Origin of the sequence: Algibacter sp. (assembly GCF_049667265.1) — a bacterium.
Classification (GTDB): Bacteria; Bacteroidota; Bacteroidia; order Flavobacteriales; family Flavobacteriaceae; genus Algibacter_B.
Genome location: NZ_JBATHX010000429.1, coordinates 1 through 1,687 on the forward strand (window position 1 = coordinate 1; position 1,687 = coordinate 1,687).

Annotated in this window: 1 protein-coding gene and 1 pseudogene; both read right to left on the reverse strand. The window is 33.2% G+C overall.

Annotated elements, in window-relative coordinates:
* Positions 1-1,408, reverse strand: a 1,408-nt coding sequence (locus WBN21_RS15010; RefSeq protein WP_424201691.1) for a glycoside hydrolase family 2 protein, incomplete at its 3' end; no start/stop codon positions are given.
* A gap of 1 nt (position 1,409) precedes the next feature.
* Positions 1,410-1,687: pseudogene (locus WBN21_RS15015) on the reverse strand (glycoside hydrolase family 88 protein); the annotation flags it as partial.

The window sequence follows — 1,687 nt, forward strand, 5'->3', positions numbered from 1 at the left end:
AATACCAACCAGACCAAATGGAAGGCGAAAACACATCAACAATATCAGCGCCTTCATAATATTTTCTAATGGCTGTTTTTCTAGATGGGTCTAGCTCATGTGCGTAGTCATTCAATTCCTTTAAATAACTGTTTATTTGTTTTCTGTTATCCCCATTTTTAAAATCTGGCAACCAGTAAATTTCATTTCCTAATGACCATAAAATAACACTTGGATGATTGAAATTTTGATTAATAATTTCCTTCAACATGTTTTTTGTGTTTACCTTCCAAGCATCGCTACCTAGGCCGCCACGGCACCAAGGCAATTCGTCCCAAACCAATAACCCTAATTCGTCGCAAGCTTTATAAACTTCTGGATCTTGAGGATAATGCGCCAAACGCACAAAGTTGGCTCCCATTTCTTTTATAAGTACCATATCGGCTCTGTGTTGCTTATTACTCATGGCTGCTCCAACTCCTGCATGTTCTTCGTGTCTGTGCGTGCCTCTTAAAAGTAATCGCTTTCCATTCAGGTAAAAAGCACCAAAATCTTTAAATTCAAACCACCTGAAACCAACACGTTCTGAAATTTCATCTTTCAAAACATCATTTTCAAGAAGGGAAACTTTTAAAGTGTAAAGGTTTGGATTATCAGGATCCCAAAGTTTTGGGTTTTTAATAGTATCAAATTTTATTTCTGAAGTATTATCAATTATTTCAAAAATAGACGATGCAAGGGTTTCACCTTCATCATCTTTCAAATCGGCTTTAATTTTATAGTTTGAATTTATAGAATTGTTGACTTTTATAGTCGCCAATAATTCAGCATTTGAAGCAGACACTTTTGGCGTAGTAACCTTTAAATCAGACAAATAATTTTTAGGTAAAGTTATTAACCAAACATCTCTTGTAATGCCTCCAAAAATAAAGAAATCACTTTTTTGAGATGGAATAATTTCTGGATTATAGGAGTTATCAGCTCGAACTAATACGTCATTATTTCCAGCTACAATATTTTTGGTTATATCAACCGTAAAACCAATATATCCTCCGGTATGCCCACCAACTTTCTTTCCATTTACAAAAACGTCACTTTCAATATTGACCCCTTCAAAATAAAGCTGATACGTTTCGCCTGAAACCACTTTAGGTATTTCCAACTTTTTTTTATACCAACTAGCGCTTCGTCTGTAACCTGGAATAATATCAGTAGCATCTAAGGCATTCCAACTATGTGGTAAATTTATTTTTTCCCAATTATCTTGCATTAAGGCATAGTCAATATCATCTGTATTGTTTTCTAAATACAGCCAATTATCATTGATATTTTCTTTACTTCTTTCTTCATTATTGCCATCAAAGGATGCACTACATGAAACCATCATTATAAAAAGAAACTGTATTTTTATTAACGTTGATATTTTCATATTATAAATTTTTTAATCTTATTAAAGTTTCTAAAAAGTAATAGTCGCCATAAACAATGGGTTCATCCATTTCAGATCTTTTAGACCAATCGCCAAAACTATGATCGAGAATAAAAGGAATCTCAATTTCTTGAGGTAAAAGATAAGTTATAGATTTAAGGCTATTTGCTACTTTCTTACTGTAATTCAAATACTCATCATTTTTTGTGTAACCATATAATTGAACTAATGCAGAGGCTACTATCGCTCCTGCAGAGGCATCTCTCGAAGTATTTGGTA